The organism is Bartonella queenslandensis, from assembly GCF_018155095.1.
Taxonomy (GTDB): Bacteria; Pseudomonadota; Alphaproteobacteria; order Rhizobiales; family Rhizobiaceae; genus Bartonella; species Bartonella queenslandensis_B.
The window spans coordinates 66,315-84,831 of the sequence record NZ_NAAI01000008.1; the positions used below are offsets into that span (position 1 = coordinate 66,315).

An 18,517-nucleotide genomic window follows, 5' to 3' on the forward strand; every position below is an offset into this window, starting at 1 on the left:
CTAAGAATGCGACAGACTAACCCTTCATAACAAGCACTAAGGTATCCACTTATCTGATACGTTATAAACTTTTTTCGAAGGTGATTTGAACAGCATAAAAGCAGACTGGCAAGTCACATGACGCAACTGGTTTTTCCGTGAGATCGAACGATTCAAACAGCAAAAAACTTAAATATCAAGCCTTGCATACCTTTTCTCCCCCAATGACACTATTTTATTTATATAAATATTGATTTATAATCATAAATTATCATTTTTTAACTGAAATCATAATACTGAATACGGTAAGATTCTCTCACCACATTCCCCCTCATATTGAATCAATTCAATTTATTTTCTTGCACATTACAAGAAAGATTAACGTGTAGGCAAGATTAACGTATAGGTAAAATGATATAAGATAAAGAATAGCTCTTATAAATCGTCTCAAGTGTCAAAAAGCTATCGCAAAATTGAGAGAGCTCATGCCAAATAGTACAGAAATTTCTACGGTACAATAGAATAAATACCTAGTTTTATAAGATATTATTAAAAAACGATTATAAAATTTTCAAAAGCGTTCTTCTTCAGCAGGGACTAAAATTTCTCTTTTTCCTGCGTGATTTGCTGGACTAATGATACCTTCTTCTTCCATCCTTTCAATCAATGTCGCAGCCCGGTTATACCCAATGCCTAAACGGCGTTGAATATAAGAGGTTGAAGCTTTACGGTCACGAAGAACAATAGCAACAGCTTGACTATAGGGGTCATCAGCTGAAGGAGAAGCTGAAGAAACATCAGCACCTTCTTCTTCAACTTCTTGGGTAATTGTTTCCAAATAATCCGGTCGTGCTTGCGCTTTGAGATGTGCAACAACCTGCTCCACTTCATCATCCGCAACAAAAGGTCCATGCACCCGCTGAATACGTCCTCCTCCCATCATAAAGAGCATATCCCCTTGTCCCAATAATTGTTCAGCCCCCTGTTCGCCTAGAATTGTTCGGCTATCGATTTTTGAACTAACGGAAAAAGAAATACGTGTAGGAAAATTGGCTTTAATCGTCCCAGTAATAACATCAACAGAAGGACGCTGTGTTGCCATAATCACATGGATACCGGCGGCACGTGCCATTTGTGCTAAACGCTGAACCGCACCTTCGATATCCTTACCAGCGACCATCATCAAATCAGCCATTTCATCAATAATGACAACAATATAGGGCATAGGACTAAAATCAAGTGTTTCCGTTTCATAAAGAGGCTCACCCGTATCATGATCAAAGCCTACTTGAACCGTACGCCTCATTGTCTCTCCTTGACCTTTTGACTCCTTGAGACGTGCATTAAATCCATCGATATTGCGAACGCCAAGTTTTGACATTTTACTGTAGCGCTCTTCCATTTCACGAACAGCCCATTTAAGCGCAGTCACTGCTTTTTTAGGATCCGTCACCACAGGTGTTAACAAATGAGGAATGCCGTCATAAACCGAAAGTTCAAGCATTTTCGGATCAACCATAATGAGACGACATTGTTCAGGCGTCATACGATAAAGCAATGATAAAATCATTGTATTGATAGCAACAGACTTTCCCGAACCTGTTGTACCAGCAACCAAAAGATGCGGCATTTTTGCTAAATCTGCAATAACAGCTTCCCCCCCGATTGTCTTGCCCAAGGCAAGCCCTAATTTTGCTTTGCTTTCAACAAATTCCTGTGCCTGCACAATCTCCCTTAAATAGACCATCTCACGCTTTACATTAGGCAATTCTATTCCAATCACATTGCGTCCAGGAACCACAGCAACACGAGCAGAAATCGCACGCATCGAGCGCGCAATATCATCTGCCAGACTAATGATACGAGATGATTTAATGCCAGCAGCCGGTTCGAATTCATATAAAGTGACCACAGGTCCAGGACAAGCATCTATAATTTTTCCTTTGACCCCAAAATCTAATAAAACACCTTCAAGTTCCTGAGAATTTGCTTTTAAAGCAGCTGGAGAAAGTTTTGCATCCCGCACAGATGGTGGTGAAACCGCTAGATAATCTAAAAGTGGAAGAACAAAACCACCATTTGAAAAAACCGTTAAAGACTTTCGACTTTTAACAGAAGAAGCCTGAGCTTTATTTTGATTTTCCTCACACTTTTCTTTTTCGTCCAAAAAAGTTGGTTCAACCCGATCAAATGACTTGCCTTGCTCCTTCCCCTGAGAACACCTTTTGAAACAGAAAAAACGAAAAAAACGCGCTTGTAAAAAATAAAAAATATGTAACAGAGCTCCAAAAGTTGTCGCAAAAAAACCATGCTTCTCCCGATCATCCTCAGCAGCATCTTCCCCATCTTCTTCCATCTCAAAGACCGGATCAATGATTTCGTTTTTTGGAATTCTTTTTTCTTTTCTTTTCTTTTTTCGACGCCGCCATATCACATTGCCAGCAAAAGCAGCAGTGAAAAAACCTAAAAGGATAAAAACAACACTGAAGAGCACCGTATAAAATGGAGAAAGCAAAAGAGGAAAAATTGAAGAAGCAATCCTTAAAATTTTATCTCCTAAAACCCCTCCAAACCCCATGGGCAATGGCCAATAAGTGAAAGAAGCAACAGGCGTCATCAGGGCAAAAGCCATTAAAAAACAAATTGTTGATATCACCCACAAAAAAAAGCGCAAAGTCAAATTGTAGATATTCTTTTGTGCCAATAAGAGAAAAGACCAGAATAATGGTGGTAACAAAACAGCAAGACTTGCCAAGCCAAAAAACTGCATCATAAAATCTGAAAAAATTGCCCCCAACCACCCCATAAGGTTTGTAACCTCACTTGTACTTGCATGGGTTAAAGAGGGATCAGCAACATTCCACGTCGCCAAAGCAAACACACAAAAAATAATAAAGCCCAAAAGCCCAAGCCCAATAAAGACGCCAATCTGCCGTAAAAACATCTCAACAAGCCGAAAACCTTGAGAATCTTGTGCTTCCAATGAATCATAAGGAGAAGAATTTCGGTGCATCCATCAATTCCAAATACAAAGCTTTCATATTTAAAGAGCTATAACTTCCTCCCTCTCCCCCAAAAGGACGAAGCTGTCACCCAATGCCGATCTGTAAACAATCATCTGTCAACAATCCAACTTCTTAATCTAACGCACTCTACCTTCTTCCCACTTCATATCATTCATCTAATACTACCATCCTAAGGAACAATCCTTCATAAAAAACGAAAAAAGCCCTACCCTAGAATATTTATCACCCAAGCAACCCAAAAAACATCTCATGTGTAAAATTTGACATGGGGTGTAAAATTTATGACAGTCTCTATCGCTCTCCTAAACAGAAGGTTATGCCAGATTATGGTAGCAATAAAATCTTAATATCGTTTTAACCATCACGAATGAACACAATTTTTATCTATCATCCTCAATGTACCCCTTCAGAACAAGCATATTATAAGGACATTCATACAAATTAAAAAGTATACTTCCATCTTTGTCTAATTTTAGTTTTCTTTTCTATCAAGCAAGTGTAAAAAGAGTTGAAGAAGATATTCAAAAAAGGCTGATCCGATAAATCTGTAAAGTGAGTCACACAAGTAAAACAAAAGAGCTCTAAAACACTCATCTGTCATCAGATTGACACCAAAAAGATATTTCATCCAAAGAAAAATCTCGTCTTTGTGAAGCAGGGAGAAAAATAAAAATTAAAATATTGTAGATAATTTTAAAGAACAATATTTTTTAACAGCAAACAAACTTTAAACAAGGGAAGAAGCCCTGTAAATAACGGAAAAAGCCTCATAAATAATGGAAAAAGCATTGTGTATTCTAATAACCATAAAGATGTAAAACCCAATAAAAAAATAAAAACCCATAAAATCAAGCAATGTGACCTTCTCATTGCAGGGGGGGCGGCTGTCGGTTTAACACTCTCCATAGCACTCAAGCAAACAGCCCCTAATCTGAAAATAAACATCGTTGATGCTGCTCCAGGAGGAGATATTCCTGCTTCTAATATACGAACCATCGCCCTTGCTGCTGCTTCTGTTCGTATGTTAAAACAATTGCAATGTTGGGAATCTATACAACCCTGTGCACAACCCATTCACTCCATGATCATCACAGATACAAATTTAAGTGATCCTGTAAAACCAACTCTTTTAACATTTGAAGGTGACATTACCCCCGGTGAACCCTTTGCAACTATGGTAGAACATAGAGAACTCATCAACACTTTAAAAAAACGTGTCAAAGATCTCGATATCCCTTTTATGGCAAACACGCGTGTCATTGATTTTCATCAAGACAACCAACACACAACTGTTACCTTAAATAATGAAGAGGTTTGGCAAACAAAATTGCTTATTGCAGCTGACGGAGCCCATTCAAAATTACGCCAAAAAGCAGGTCTTAAAAACTTTTCTCATGCCTATAAACAAACAGCAATCATCTGCACAGTTGAACATGAAAAACCCCATAATGGTCAAGCAATTCAACATTTTTTACCTGCTGGACCTTTCGCTCTTCTCCCTCTCAAAGGCAACCGATCCGCCATTGTATGGAATGAAAATCATAAAACTGCGCAATATTACCTCAAAGCTGATGCACTTATTTTTGAAACAGAACTCGAAAGACGCATTGGCCATCAATTAGGAAAACTCTCTTGGAATGGTGAACGTCAAGCTTTTCCCCTAAACCTTTCTTTAACACGTCAATGTATTAAGCCCCGTTTTGCCCTCATTGGAGATTCTGCCCATACCATCCACCCCATTGCAGGACAAGGACTCAATTTAGGATTACGTGATAGCGCTGCCCTTTCTGAAGTGATTATTGAAACAGCACGCTTGGGTCTTGACATTGGCTCCCTCACTGCTTTAGAGCGCTATCAAAGTTGGAGACGTTTTGAAATTGTCCATATGGCTTTAAGCAATGATTGGCTTAATAAACTCTTTTCTAACGATAACCTTCTCTCACGGATGCTTCGCGATACCGGTCTTGGAATCATCAATCAAACGCCAAAAATAAAAAAATATTTCATTCAAGAAGCTGCTGGCCTTACCCCAAATGCGCCTCGTCTCCTAAACGGCTTCCCGCTTTAAGCAAAAATTCATACCTTTTCACTTTTTACAACCTTTGGCTTCTTTCCCTCCCCTCAATAACAAAAAATCCCATCCAATCCGGTCTGTAAACAATCCGGTTTCTTATCGCGTAAATTTCCCTTGACTTCCCCCTCCTGTATTTCACTTAACCATAGGAAAGACACGCAAGCCATACTTTAAAAATATTCACCACACACTAAAAAAATATTTAATTGAAGTTGCTTTATATCACCAGACCTCAAAAGACAGTGTTTTGCAAGCATAAAAAAATAAATAAGTCATTCTTTGTCAAACAAACTTTGACTTATAATGAATACATCATTGTTCTCATGTTAAATGAGAAAGCTAAAAATCATAAAATACTCTTATTTCTAATCCCTTTCCCGTTGAAGTAATCAAAATCACCCTTTGCACGCCACAAATGGGATGAGCATATAGATAAAAAATGATTGAAAAAAAGAAGCAAAACCTTTCATGCCACATCCCTTGTGTCAAAGCCTATTGCAAAACATTAAAAGTTAGCAAAGTGTATAAAGGCACAGCTTTTATACTTTTTATTGAAGTAAATTTATCGAAATAAAAATGATGATGAACAATGGATTCTATATTCTTTATAGAGACTTTTACATTATACTATTCACACGAAACATCATAAAATAAGCTAATCTGCATTGAAGATGTTTTCTTTTTAAAAGCCTATAAATTAGCAAAAACAATGGCGTTCTATTTCTCAGACAAATCTTTTAAAACTTATCAAGTCCTTTAAAACTTATTGTGAAATGCGACACGATTTTAGAAAAGCATTTCGATATACAACAAAGTTTTCTACACTCTATATCTTTATAAAAAAAATTGTAAACTTATGTATTACCTCTTAATCTCCACACCATAAAAGAAAACAAACTGCAGTAAAAAAGAACTCAACCTTTTTATTTTCAATACGCTCTTTATTCAATAAATGCCTATAAATGAGTTTTAATCACAGACATTTCAAAACGTGTCACAAAATCCCCATTAACCCCCGCATCCGCCATAAAAAATTTTCGTTTTTCACACACTTACTCATCCCAACTATATAAACGCTAAATAAAGTGCATGCCTCACAATATATAATCTTACAGAAAAAAGACCAACCGAAATCCATAACATCAGAATCTTGTTCTACAGAACAATATTGCAAAAAGATAAGGAAGCCCATTTATCAACATATTGATTAATAAAATTATCATTTTCTATATTAGTTTAGAATAAAACAACAAATTGATTTATAATAATTTTTCGTTACTTAGAACCTTGAACACCGTAAGTTCTCTCATTTTAACTCTCTCTTATCGAATCAATCAAAACCATGCCTGTCACATATCACGAACAAACAGGCCATGTGGGTAAAAATGTTTGAAGAAAAGACTAAAAACGCCTCTTATTAACCGTCTCAAATACCAAGAACTGTCACAACCTCGTGGATGAAAAATATAACAATAGTATTGGCATGCTCCTTTGGAATGTACCTGACGCAATAAATTCTTCTGATTCCAACTCTTTTTGTAAAGAATCAATAAAACCATCGATTTTCATAGACTAAAAAAGGCAATGTTAAGAAAAACTACAAAAGGAGGTAAAGTATCCTCCTCTCTCAAATGCCAAAATTAATTATAATACCTTAAACGAGTGAGCATAATGGTGATACCAATTTATGAAATCATACCTTTTGCATTCAGATATATTTGTCCATACTTTCTGCCCTTTTATTTGACACCTCAATAGGCTAACATATCAGTTCAGTATTTTTATACAATCAAAGGAGCAGAAAGAGTCTATTTCTTGCATTCATATCTCTTGATATTCCCTTTCCTTATAAATATCGCACATATGTTATGTTACTTCAAGTTCATCAAGCGTGTACCCATTCTCCAACCACTCTTTAATCCACTTAGGTCTACGCCCGCGCCCATTCCATAATTCCCATTGGTTATTGGGATTCCTATAATGACGCTCTTTACTCACAAGATCAGCGATATCAATTCCATGGGTATTAGCAATTTCAAGAATTTTTCGTCGTGCATTTTGCTTTTCTTTTGCTTGCCGTTTTTTCAATTCCATATCGATTTGTATACGCATCTCTTGTAGTTCATCAAAATTCATATTTTTGAGATCATTCACCTTAATCACTCCCCTTGCAAAAAAAGAATTGCCCTTTGCCATATTTTAAACACAATTATAGACAATTTTTGTCTATTTATTATCAAAATTAAAATTACGATAAATATATCACTTTGACGGAGATGTGTTTTGTACTACAAAGAGCTGTTTATTTATGTCTCAGCTTCCACCGCTGTATCTTTTTTCAGTTCAGTCATTGGAACTGGAAAGTACAGCGCACAGATACCCCTACACCTCTCTGACTCTCATGAATCAGCAGTCAAAAGTAAATATAAATCACCATTCTATAAACTATGGCAATATGCAACAAAGAACAAGCCCTTCTCTTACAATGATGGTGTAGTTTATCATAAAGATAAGAGCTACCCTCAAGTACAACGAATTTTCATTTCGTGTAAACGTTCTTTAAAATTTTTTTTGCAACTAAAAAATTATATAAAACAAGCAAATTTAATAGCGTCCAAAAGGTCGTTATTCTTTAGAAGTTGTGTTTTTGTCCGTCATTCCGATAATGTTTGTTGGCATAATCTGCTCTATTTTATGCCACATATTGATCTTATTTCTTGGATATTCGTATATATTAGAAATCTTATCAGAAAAGAAAAAAGCAATAATTACAGGGAATACTTTAAGCTAAACAATCTTGTTCTGCAAATTTATAAAATCAAAAAACAGCGACAAAAAGCACCAAACAAAATTGGCGTTTATATCAATAAAAGTCTTCATAATAAGGTGTATTGCTGATGATTTTTCCAGATTTCACAATGTTTGCTGCGGCATACATATCCAATACTCCCCATCAAGCGTTTTTAGCTCTCATCGAACAGAGAGCACAGGATAGTGTTTATATAACAAGCAATAATGATAAATTATTCCGTCAATTGTCTTCACTTAGAGAGGAAGTCGAAGAAACCGCAATAACTGAACAGTTTAAACAAAATAGACATAATTTTGACGTAATCTTTGAGCAGATTAATGTTGAAAATATGAAATGGTTTTCTTTTTTTGGGGCATTTAACTTTTGTAGAAATCCTGCAGCTGTACAAAGTGCTTTGGCTTACTGTTATAAACAAAAAGTATCAAATTGTATCTTTGAAAAAGCAACATTGCAGTCTGTGTTAAATTTTTACAACACACGAAACTTAAACAGTGGTGCTGATACTGATACACAGACAGTTACTTCATATATCAGGGTAGAAGCTGTTGCACAAGGAGATAAGGGTTTGCAAGAGCCTGTAATGCTTAAAAAAGAAGAACTAGGACAGGCGCCTCAAATAGATTCTCTCCCTCTTTCTTCAGAGGAATTAGAAGATGCGTTTGTGCATAAAGAAAGTGTTGGTCGTGACGCTTTTGCCGCGGAAGATTCTTCTTCATCGACAAAGCGGTTAAGTGGTGACGAATATTTTCACGAATGAAAACTAGAATTTTGATAGGATGGTATAATGAAAGCTAGATAAGAAAATGTTAAAGCTCTAATTAGTAAGATTGGACAAAATTTCTTCTAATTGAGGGCAGAAAAATGAAAATGATAGAACAAAACAGCGTTGATATAGCATTTAGTCAGAGAGCAGCACGTGAAATTACAGTTGTGATGCGCTCAGAAAGGGAATGGTATTTTACGTTTGTTGCCGATGATCCAATCACCGGAAAACCGAATAAATATACATTACTTACACAAAGAGGAAAATTAAGAACTTGGGCTGATCCCAAATATCTCTTTAAGTTTCTTCATGAAAGAGGGGTTATTTGTGGGAGTTTTAATCTTAATCAGGATAAAGAACATGAAACAATTAAATATTCTTCACACAAAATCTCGTAATAAAATTTCTGCATTTTCTACAGCTTTAGCTGTGTTTTTTATTAACAATCCTGTATTAGCTCAAGCAGCAGGTTTAGAACCTGCAAAAAATGCTTTAAATGCACTCCAAACCGACTTAAAAACGCTTATTCCTATCGCTGCTGCCGTTATACTTTTGTGTTTAGCAATTGGTTATGCAGGGCGCTACATCGGAAAAGATACGTTTATACGGTGGGCAATCGGTGTTGTCATCGCAGGTTCAGCTGCTGAATTTGCCAATTTATTGTTTAAACCTAATTGATAAATCTTTTGGAATATAAAAAGGGAGAGTCACGAAAGAAAAACTTAGATTTAAGTGTTTTTATTGTATTCAATAAAAAACATATTGAAGAAAAGAGATTACTGATACCAACTATAATATGAATTGAGATAAAGATATGAAACAATCAAATATCATTCAGAGAATAATTCACAATAAAACGATTAAAAGTTCTACAGTTTCAGCTGTCTTTTTTATGGCCAATCCTATGTTGGCCCGAGCAGTAGTTTTAACTCCTGCAAATAATGCTTTAACTACACTCCAAACCGACTTAAAAACGCTTATCCCTATCGCTGCTGCCGTTATACTTTTGTGTTTAGCAATTGGTTATGCAGGGCGCTACATCGGAAAAGATACGTTTGTACGGTGGGCAATTGGTGTTGTCATCGCAGGTTCAGCTGCTGAACTTGCCAATTTATTGTTTAAACCTAATTGATAAATCTTTTAAAATATGAAATATTTTTTGTAAAAAAACTTTGGATTTCAATGTTTTCGTTACACATCAATGAAATTATTTCTTATTTCGTAGAAAAAATATTTATGAGAAATAAATGAAGCTAAATATGAGAAAATTAACTAGTTCCCAGAAAAATAATCATGAAATTATCACAATTTCTGCATCTTTAATTGTGTTTTTTATTAACAATCCTGCATATGCGAATGTAAAATTAGGTCCTGCTGAAACAGCTCTAAAGGCTCTCCAAAAAGATCTTACTGATCACATTATTCCTGTTGCTGCTGCTGTTATACTTTTATGCTTAGCAATTGGTTACGCGGGACGCTACATCGGAAAAGATACATTTGTGCGGTGGGCAATCGGTGTTGTCATCGCAGGTTCATCAGTTCAACTTGCTAAACTGTTGTTTACAGGTCAAGTGTAAATCTGTATAATACATAATGTTTCTAATATGAGATTTTATGTTTGATAATTGTAAATATACAAGAGTCTCATAGGATTTATAAAGTATTAATGATAACATTAATTAAGAGTAAAATATGAAAAAGTTAATTAGTTTCCAATTAAAAAATAACAATAGAATCACAGCAATTTCTTCGGCTATAAGTGTATTTTTTATAGTACATCCTGCGTATGCAAAACTAAAAGCTGAAGAAGCTTTAAAAGCTCTGCAAACAGATCTTACTGATCACATTATTCCTGTTGCCGCTGCCGTTATACTTTTATGCTTAGCAATTGGTTACGCGGGACGCTACATTGGAAAAGATACATTTGTGCGGTGGGCAATCGGTGTTGTCATCGCAGGTTCATCAGTTCAACTTGCTAAACTGTTGTTTACAGGTCAAGCGTAAACCTGTATAACACATAATGTTTTAAATATTTGTTAATTATAAGCGTGTGCCAATAATAATGACGCTCATACTGCAAAAAAAGGAATATTATTTGTAGCAAATTTAATTAAAAAGGGGATAAAAGATATGAAACGATTAAATACGGTTCAAGCAAAAATATGCAACAAAATTAGTGTTATTTTTATCACTTCAATGATGTTCTTAATGACGCGATCTGCATATGCCCAAATGGAAACAAAGAGCTTTGATGTTTTTATAGGGATGCAATATGGATTAAGTGTAATTATTCCTGTTGTTGCTGCCATTATTCTTTTATTTCTTTTGCTTATTTATATATTTCGCATCATTGCAAGAGCTACGTTTATGCGATGGGCATTCAGTGTCATTATTGCTGGTGCAGCCTTTTATATTAGTCACATATTATTTCATCTTCAGTGATAAGAGCATCCCATGAAATCACAAGAAAAAAAAGAATTTCCTCTATTCAAAGGGGCAACACGTGTTCCAACGATTTGGGGTGTTCCCATGATGCCATTTATTGTTATGGTTATGGGCGTAGCTGTTATTGCTATGACAGTAAGTATCTTTTTGTGGGTTATAGCGCCGCCACTATGGTTCATTATGGTGCAAATTACTAAAAATGATGATAAGGCTTTTCGTATCTGGTGGTTATGGATCGATACTAAATTTCGCAATCGCAATAAAGGTTTTTGGGGCGCATCAAGTTATAGTCCCACTGATTATAGTAAAAGGAGATAAACATGAGCGCTGTTGAAAGCAGCAAACGTCTCGCATCAGAGACACCTGTAAACCTGTTCCTCCCTTATTCACATCATATTACAGATACGATTATCTCTACTAAGAATGCGGAATATTTATCAATTTGGAAAATTGACGGGCGTTCGCATCAAAGCGCTTCGGAAGAAGATATTTTTCAATGGACAAAAGATCTTAACAATACTCTACGGGGGCTTGCATCAGCTAATTTGTCATTTTGGACACATATTGTGCGCCGCCGTGTTTATGAATATCCTGATTCAACATTTGATCAAATGTTTTGCTATCAGCTTGATGAAAAATATCGGCAGAGCTTTTCTGGTTATAATTTGATGGTCAATGATTTGTATTTGACTGTTGTTTTCCAACCGATAGCAGATAAAATTATGTCGTTCTTTTCTAAACATGAGCGCGAGACACTTGATCAAAAAAAGATGCGACAAGACTCATGTATCAAAGAACTCAATGACATAAATCGTACTTTAGGTCAATCCTTAAAACGTTATGGTGCAGAACTTCTTGGTGCTTATGAAAAAAATGGACATGTTTATTCTTCTGCACTTGAATTCCTTGGGATGCTTGTCAATGGTGAATATCGCCCTATGCCCATTTGCCATGACCGTTTTGCTGACTACATGTCTATTAATCGACCCTTTTTCTCAAAATGGGGTGCTCTTGGTGAACTACGTACAACCAGTGGAATGCGTCGATTTGGAATGTTGGAGATTAAAGAATACGACGCAACAACCAAACCAGGACAATTGAATGTTTTGCTGGAAAGTGACTTTGAATTCATATTGACGCAGAGCTTTTCGGTTCTCTCTCGACATGCTGCTAAAGACTATTTGCAACGGCATCAGCGTAATCTTATTGATGCACGTGATGTGGCAACAAGTCAAATTGCACAAATTGACGAAGCACTAAACCAGCTTGTCAGTGGGCATTTTGTCATGGGAGAACATCATTGTACATTGACTATATATGGTGATACAATTCAACAAGTCCGTGATTGTATGGCTAAAGCAAGTGCAGCACTATTAGATGTTGCAGTATTACCGAAACCTGTAGATTTAGCGATAGAAGCTGGCTATTGGGCACAACTTCCTGGCAATTGGAAATGGAGGCCTCGTCCTGCCCCAATTACATCATTAAACTTTTTATCGTTCTCATCTTTTCATAATTTTATGTCAGGAAAACCCACTGGCAATCCATGGGGGCCAGCCGTCACAATTCTTAAAACAACCAGTAAAACACCACTTTATTTCAATTTTCATGCTTCCAAACTTGAAGAGGATTCGACTGATAAACGGTTACTTGGTAATACTGCTCTTATCGGACAATCTGGATCTGGTAAAACTGTGCTGCTCAGTTTTTTGTTAGCACAAGCGCAAAAATTTAAACCGACAACTGTTGTTTTTGATAAAGATCGTGGTATGGAAATTGCCATTCGAGCGATGGGTGGAAAATATCTAACATTCAAACCAGGCAGATCAAGTGGTTTTAATCCATTTCAACTTCCTCCCACACAAGAGAATCTGATTTTTCTGAAACAATTTATTAAAAAATTGGCAGAAGCTGGTGGTGAAGTCACACATCACGACGAGGAAGAAATTAATAAAGCCGTTATGTCTGTTATGAGCAATAACATTGATCCTTCACTGCGTCGTTTGTCTTTTCTGGTGCAATTCTTACCAAATCCGCGTTCAAATGATTATAATGCCCACCCATCTGTTCACGCTCGTTTACTCAAATGGTGCGAAGGCAATGATTATGGATGGTTATTTGATAATCCTCGTGATGCTCTTGATCTATCAACCCATCAAATTTATGGCTTTGATATCACAGAATTCTTAGATAATTTGGAAACGCGTACACCAGTGATGATGTATCTGCTTTACCGTACAGAAGGTATGATTAGCGGACAGCGATTTATGTATATCTTTGATGAGTTTTGGAAACCATTGCAAGATCCGTACTTTGAAGATTTAGCGAAAAATAAGCAAAAGACTATCCGTAAACAAAATGGTATTTTTGTTTACGCAACACAAGAGCCTAGTGACGCTTTGGAGAGTAATATTGCCAAAACACTCATTCAACAATGTGCGACTTATATTTTTCTAGCCAATCCCAAAGCAAATTATGAAGATTATACAAAAGGCTTTAAACTAACAGATACTGAATTTGAACTCGTTAAAGGACTTGGTGAATTTAGTCGCCAATTCCTTATTAAGCAAGGTGATCAATCTGCGCTTGCAGAACTGAATCTCGGTAAGTTCCATGTAACAAGCGATGGAAAAACTATCGAACACGACTTTAATGATGAACTCTTGGTGTTATCGGGTACACCTGACAACGCAGAATTAGCCGAAAGCATTATAGCGGAAGTTGGCGATGATCCAGCAATATGGTTACCAATTTTTTTAAAGCATGCAAAAAATGACAGGAGGGAAACATGAAGAAACAGGTCATTTCGATAGCAGTAGCGATAGCTTTAGGGATTTCAAATCCGGCGATGGCTCTTATAGTTGGAGGGATTCCAGATTCATCCTCACTATATAAAGCTTTTGGTTGGTCTCCCTCAGAGACACCAAAGCCTGAAGTGACTATACAAAAAAAGAAAGTAAACCCAGTTACCCCACTTCTTGATATACTCAGAAAACAACTTGAACAAACAAAAAAAATCCACGATTCTATAACGGGAAGCCAAAAAATCGATACTGAAAAATTCAAAACGAATCAAAAAGATAACACCAGTTTTTTTCTCAAAAATCCAGAGACACTCTATAATAAAAATACTTATTCAACTCTATCTTCATCACTTGAAAGTGTTTTAAAAGAAGAGGAAATTCCTACCTCTATCCATGAATCTAACAGTTTTATCAACAAGCGTATCCAATATGCAGCTATCACGGATAAAGCTGTGAGTTTAAATACTTTTCAAGATGCAAAAAATCGCTTTCAGCAAATTGAAGAATTATTGCACGAAATCAAGAAAACAAAAGATCTAAAAAGTATTGCCGAGTTACAAGCGTATATAATTGGAATGCTCGCTATGTTACAAAATGAAACAGCAAAACTACAAATGGTCACACATTTACGCAACGCTGAATATACACTGATCAAACAGCAGAAGGACAAGCATAACGTAAAAATTTTGAATAGTAAAAATACAAAAATGCCCACCATAAAATTTATTCGATAAAGCTTTTTATAATAATATTTTGTATAGTATTTTTTCTTGTCTGCTCGTAAAAGGCAAAGGTGAATGCATAATACTCAGTTCTCTCATAGACTGAAAAGGTCTATGAGATTTGATTTCATTCTAAAAAATTCAACGTAAAATGCTTAAAAAAATCATATAAAAAATTGAAGATTTGTTAAAGAGGAATGCCATGAACTTCACTGTGTTCTCGCAACTTTTCACTAAAATTGATCAGATAACACAAACATACGTCACGGATATTGCCTCAAAAGCAATTATTACAATTACACCTTTCGTTTCAATTGGAATCACCATCACTTTCATCATCTATGGATGGCTTATCATCCGGGGCGCTATCGATATGCCACTATCCGGATTCGTAAACCGTTTCCTGCGAATAAGTATTATTACTTCAATAGCTCTTACCGCAGGGCTTTATCAGAATGACATTGCGAATTTGATAACACAAATGCCCTATGAATTATCAAAAGCGCTCACAACAGATCCACTCACTGATCAACAATTAATGACTTTACTTGACACAGTAGCAAACAACGGATTTCGATATGCAGGTCGTCTTTTCGAAGAAACCGCCTTCTTTGAGGCCAATGGATTGCTTTACAGCCTCTTAGGTATCCTCATCTTGCTGGCGACAAGTCTCGTTGTAGCAATCGGCGGTGGTCTCGTTCTACTGACAAAAATCGCTATCATACTTCTCGTAGGATTGGGCCCTATCTTCATCGTTGCCTTGCTCTGGCAACCAACCTATCGCTTCTTTGAGCAATGGATAATCCAAGTCGTGAATTGTATAATCCTCTTTTTACTCTTAGAAACTGTATTTAGTCTGATGATGAATATCTTTGCAAATTATTTGGGTGATATGAAGCTCGACTACAACCAAAATGTAGCAGCCATGTTTGGGGGAGCTCTCATCTTGTCCATTATATCCATCATGCTGTTACTCAAACTATCAGGCATGGCCAATTCTCTCGCAAAAGGCATGACATTTGGACATCTATGGAGGCATAGAAACTAGAGAATATAAAAAGAAATGATTCTCATAATAGACGCCTTTAATCCATAGGACAAAATAACTACGATATCTCATCCTACAGTGGAAAATATTTGCACTGAAATTGAATTATTTTCATCAATGAGAACATGAAATTAAGAAAAGATAAATTATCGCAAACTATACGCTTTACTTTATTATTAAAATTATAATAATGACAAAAAATGTTAGGATAAATCTAACAATAAATAAAGAGTAATATTAATATGAAAAATGTCATTCTTATAATTTTGATTGCAAACATTTTATCGGCTTGTGCGTTAGCACCAAAGCTAAAACAACCCAATGATAGGAACCGTGTGCCTATTAATAAAACAATCCCTGCCGAAATTAAGCGAGGAGACAGATGAAAAAGCCGTTTATTATAATAGGCATGATTGCCTTTTTGGGAACACTGAATTTAGTTCCAACAGTTGTAGCCTCCGAATCCTCATCATCTCTAAATTCACCCATTATATCGTTAGATTCTGCTGTGAAAATTATTAATTTATTAGGAAAACAGCTTGAATTGAAAAAACAACAACTTTCACAAATAGAAAAAAACTATCAGGCTATGACAAAGAGTCAGAAAACAAACCCGAAGCAAATAAACCTTTCTAGTTTTTTGCTCCAAGAGCCAGAATCGCTCTATAAGAGCGATAAGCTTTCAGGGGAAAAATACCAAAAAGTGTTGGAAGCAGAAAACGAAATTGTTGGGTCTTTTGATCAAGTAGGCGAATCTATTTGGGCTCGTTTACAGTTTATATCAACTCTAGATAAAGCTGTAACTTTAAAAACTTTTAAAAACGTAGAAAGTCGTTTTCAATATCTCAAAAATCTATTCGATGAACTTCAAACAAAAGAAAACTTAAAAGATATTGCAGATCTTCAAGCGCATATCGATGGTACATTAGCTATGATCCAGAATGAGTCTATAAAGATGCAGATGGTAGCGCATGTACGTAACGCTGAGCGTTCACTGATCAAAAGAAAAAGGCGCGAACTTGATATGATATTTTTTGATCATGAAAAAAACCATATGCCCAGCATACGATGAACACAAAAGCCAATGTCAAAGTTCATTTTTATCCTAATCATTCAAAGGGACACAGAGAGTTTATTAAAGTCAAGATGTCGTAGTGAAAATACTTAGGGAATGTATAAATGCAAATGAAACGTTTAGCATGTGTCTATGTTCCAAGGTAATAAAAAGTTAAAAATTGGTTAAAGAGAAATGCCATGAGCTTCACTATATTCACGCAACTTTTCGATAACATTGATCAGATAGCACAAACATATGTCACGAGTATTTCCTCAAACGCAATTGCTACAATTACACCCTTCGTTTCAATTGGAATCACCATCGCTTTCATTCTACTCTTAACAACTGTATTTAATCTGATGATGAATATCTTTGCAAATTATTTGGGTGATATGAAGCTCGATTACAACCAGAATGTAGCAGCCATGTTTGGAGGAGCTCTCATCTTGTCCATTATATCCATCATGCTGTTACTCAAACTATCAAGCATGGTCAATTCTCTCGCAAAAGGCATGACATTTGGACATCTATGGAAACATAGAAACTAGAAAAATAGGCAGTACTACTTTTCGTAGAAGCAACACAATAAAACACCTCATTAAATAAAGAAAAACTATCGTCTATTATAATTTTATAATCAAAATTTTAATAGAGATAAAAATTATAGAATAATTTAATAGAGATTAAGAAATTTAATATCCGAACGATAAATAATTAGATTTTGTAGTGTAAATTTAGCATTAATTCAATAATGAAATTGCCAGCTTCTTAATACAAGATATGAAAAATAAGGATAATAAAATATGAAAAAGCTAATTATCACCATAGTGATCAGTATAATTTTCGGAACATCAGCTCTCGCTACTACAGCTGAGCAGATTCAAGAGCTCCTCAAGAAATTTGGCCTTGACCCTAAGGGGTGTACACCGACACGGCTGTCTGATGGTTCTGTTTTATGTAGTCGCAGAACGGATCTTGATACTCAGGAGCCTAAACAAAATTCCGTTCCTGCTCCACCACCAGTCTCTTCTTCCCTGCCAAAAGCTGCCTCATCAAAAGAATATCTAGAAATTATTGAGCTCTTGAAAAAACAACTTGAATTGAAAAAAAAACAACTTTCACAAATAGAAAAAACCTATCAAGCTATAACAAAGGGTCAGACAACTCAACCAAATCAAATAGACTTTTCTAGTTTTTTTCTCAAAGAGCCAGAATTTCTCTATACAAACAGTAAGCTTTCAAGGGAATCATATCAAAAGGTATTGGAGGAAGAAGACAGAATTTCTGGGAATTTTGATCAAATGAGCAAAACTATTTCCGAGCGTTTACAATCTATACCGGTTCTAGATAAAGTTGCAAGTTTAGAAAATTTTCAAAACATAGAAAGTCGTTTTCAATATCTCAAAAATCTATTCGATGAACTTCAAACAAAACAAAACCTGAAAGATATTGCTGATCTTCAAGCACATATCGATGGTACATTAGCCATGATCCAAAATGAATCTATAAAGATGGAAATGGTAGCGTATTTACGTGACGCTGAGCATTCACTTATCAAAAGAAAAAGGCGTGAACTTGATATGATGTTTTTTGACCATGAAAAAAGCGATATGCCCAGAATACGTTGAAAACAAAAGCCAATGTAGGAGGTTTCAGTGCCATTCCAATCATTCAAAAGGGCACAAAGATTTTATCAAAGTCAAGATATCGTGGTGAAGATACTTAGGTAATGCATAAATGCAAATAAAGTGTTTAGCATGTATCCATATTCCAAGATGATAAAAAAT

The 18,517-nt window shown here is 35.7% G+C and carries 16 protein-coding genes and 3 pseudogenes; 16 read left to right on the forward strand and 3 right to left on the reverse strand.

All coding sequences use genetic code 11. From position 1 onward, the window contains the following. Positions 1–550: 550 nt before the first annotated feature. Positions 551–2,002: pseudogene (locus B5V81_RS09185) on the reverse strand (DNA translocase FtsK); the annotation flags it as partial. 459 nt (positions 2,003–2,461) lie between these two features. Continuing rightward, a pseudogene (locus B5V81_RS09190) lies at positions 2,462–2,992 on the reverse strand (DNA translocase FtsK 4TM domain-containing protein); the annotation flags it as partial. Between the two features lie 803 nt (positions 2,993–3,795). On the opposite strand from B5V81_RS09190, the gene B5V81_RS06565 reads away from it, so the two are divergent. After that, complete coding sequence (locus tag B5V81_RS06565) at positions 3,796–5,073, forward strand: ubiquinone biosynthesis hydroxylase (RefSeq protein ID WP_212112751.1); 1,278 nt, start codon at positions 3,796–3,798, stop codon at positions 5,071–5,073. 1,872 nt (positions 5,074–6,945) lie between these two features. Here B5V81_RS06565 and B5V81_RS06570 read toward each other — a convergent pair. Then, complete coding sequence (locus B5V81_RS06570; protein WP_012232510.1) at positions 6,946–7,233, reverse strand: H-NS histone family protein; 288 nt, start codon at positions 7,231–7,233, stop codon at positions 6,946–6,948. Between the two features lie 743 nt (positions 7,234–7,976). Between B5V81_RS06570 and B5V81_RS06575 the strand changes: the two genes are divergently transcribed. The 15 genes and pseudogenes from B5V81_RS06575 to B5V81_RS06645 all read left to right on the forward strand — a co-directional run bounded on the left by B5V81_RS06575 (position 7,977) and on the right by B5V81_RS06645 (position 18,358). Further along, complete coding sequence (locus B5V81_RS06575) at positions 7,977–8,648, forward strand: lysozyme family protein (RefSeq protein WP_212112752.1); 672 nt, start codon at positions 7,977–7,979, stop codon at positions 8,646–8,648. Between the two features lie 104 nt (positions 8,649–8,752). Beyond that, positions 8,753–9,052 carry a KorA family transcriptional regulator gene (gene korA / locus B5V81_RS06580; protein ID WP_212112753.1) on the forward strand — a complete coding sequence of 100 codons (300 nt, stop codon included), beginning with the start codon at positions 8,753–8,755 and terminating at the stop codon, positions 9,050–9,052. Then, complete coding sequence (trwL, locus tag B5V81_RS06585) at positions 9,015–9,332, forward strand: VirB2 family type IV secretion system major pilin TrwL (RefSeq protein WP_212112754.1); 318 nt, start codon at positions 9,015–9,017, stop codon at positions 9,330–9,332. Before korA ends, trwL (B5V81_RS06585) begins: the two co-directional genes overlap by 38 nt. 136 nt (positions 9,333–9,468) lie before the next feature. Next, positions 9,469–9,786, forward strand: a complete 318-nt coding sequence (gene trwL, locus B5V81_RS06590) for a VirB2 family type IV secretion system major pilin TrwL (RefSeq protein ID WP_212112755.1) — start codon at positions 9,469–9,471, stop codon at positions 9,784–9,786. Between the two features lie 127 nt (positions 9,787–9,913). Next, on the forward strand, positions 9,914–10,231 hold the full coding sequence (gene trwL / locus B5V81_RS06595; protein WP_212112756.1) for a VirB2 family type IV secretion system major pilin TrwL: 318 nt from the start codon (positions 9,914–9,916) through the stop codon (positions 10,229–10,231). A gap of 115 nt (positions 10,232–10,346) precedes the next feature. Then, positions 10,347–10,658 (forward strand): VirB2 family type IV secretion system major pilin TrwL, encoded by a 312-nt coding sequence (trwL, locus tag B5V81_RS06600; protein ID WP_212112757.1) that lies wholly within the window; start codon positions 10,347–10,349, stop codon positions 10,656–10,658. A 126-nt stretch (positions 10,659–10,784) separates the two neighbouring features. Beyond that, positions 10,785–11,096 carry a conjugal transfer protein gene (locus B5V81_RS06605; protein ID WP_212112758.1) on the forward strand — a complete coding sequence of 104 codons (312 nt, stop codon included), beginning with the start codon at positions 10,785–10,787 and terminating at the stop codon, positions 11,094–11,096. Between the two features lie 12 nt (positions 11,097–11,108). Continuing rightward, positions 11,109–11,417, forward strand: coding sequence for a VirB3 family type IV secretion system protein (locus tag B5V81_RS06610; protein WP_212112759.1), 309 nt, complete (start codon positions 11,109–11,111; stop codon positions 11,415–11,417). A 2-nt stretch (positions 11,418–11,419) separates the two neighbouring features. Beyond that, positions 11,420–13,891 carry a VirB4 family type IV secretion/conjugal transfer ATPase gene (locus tag B5V81_RS06615; RefSeq protein ID WP_212112760.1) on the forward strand — a complete coding sequence of 824 codons (2,472 nt, stop codon included), beginning with the start codon at positions 11,420–11,422 and terminating at the stop codon, positions 13,889–13,891. After that, positions 13,888–14,637 carry a TrbJ/VirB5 family protein gene (locus tag B5V81_RS06620; RefSeq protein WP_212112761.1) on the forward strand — a complete coding sequence of 250 codons (750 nt, stop codon included), beginning with the start codon at positions 13,888–13,890 and terminating at the stop codon, positions 14,635–14,637. Before B5V81_RS06615 ends, B5V81_RS06620 begins: the two co-directional genes overlap by 4 nt. Positions 14,638–14,827: 190 nt before the next feature. Further along, positions 14,828–15,673, forward strand: a complete 846-nt coding sequence (locus tag B5V81_RS06625) for a TrbL/VirB6 family protein (protein WP_212112762.1) — start codon at positions 14,828–14,830, stop codon at positions 15,671–15,673. Positions 15,674–15,915: 242 nt separating this feature from the next. Next, positions 15,916–16,059 carry a TrwH protein gene (locus B5V81_RS06630; protein ID WP_212112763.1) on the forward strand — a complete coding sequence of 48 codons (144 nt, stop codon included), beginning with the start codon at positions 15,916–15,918 and terminating at the stop codon, positions 16,057–16,059. Then, on the forward strand, positions 16,056–16,745 hold the full coding sequence (locus B5V81_RS06635; protein ID WP_212112764.1) for a TrbJ/VirB5 family protein: 690 nt from the start codon (positions 16,056–16,058) through the stop codon (positions 16,743–16,745). The genes B5V81_RS06630 and B5V81_RS06635 overlap by 4 nt, the downstream gene beginning before the upstream one ends. 305 nt (positions 16,746–17,050) lie before the next feature. Then, positions 17,051–17,278, forward strand: a pseudogene (locus B5V81_RS09195) (trwi protein); the annotation flags it as partial. Between the two features lie 255 nt (positions 17,279–17,533). Then, the gene (locus B5V81_RS06645; protein ID WP_212112766.1) at positions 17,534–18,358 is read left to right on the forward strand and encodes a TrbJ/VirB5 family protein; all 825 of its coding nucleotides are present in this window, start codon (positions 17,534–17,536) and stop codon (positions 18,356–18,358) included. Positions 18,359–18,517: the final 159 nt, after the last annotated feature.